1 other RNA gene is annotated in these 328 nt (G+C 52.4%); it reads right to left on the reverse strand.

The window, feature by feature from the left end:
- Positions 1-160: 160 nt before the first annotated feature.
- Positions 161-328, reverse strand: a transfer-messenger RNA (tmRNA) gene (gene ssrA / locus D0817_RS27010); the annotation flags it as partial.

Raw genomic sequence — 328 nt, forward strand, 5'->3', positions numbered from 1 at the left:
GGGGAGCTAGGCGAACGAGGCGTATTATTCCAGCGTTGACGGCGTAGGGGTGGCCTTAAATTCTGCCCCCAGTTGCCCCCCTCAGACGCGGTATCGATTCCCGCCGCCTGTTGATACAGACGAAAAAAAACCGTCCAGTGGACGGTTTTTTAGGATGCTATGGTGGAGGCGGCGGGAATCGAACCCGCGTCCGCAAGCACTCTACAGACAGTTCTACATACTTAGCACTGCCATTTAATTTAACCGGTACAACGCGGACGTGCACGCTGTGTACAAGCGAGTTACCTATTATTTAGTCCAATACTAAGTAACCCAGTATCGGACGAGT

Origin of the sequence: Flavobacterium cupreum (genome assembly GCF_003996965.1) — a bacterium.
Classification (GTDB): Bacteria; Bacteroidota; Bacteroidia; order Flavobacteriales; family Flavobacteriaceae; genus Flavobacterium; species Flavobacterium cupreum.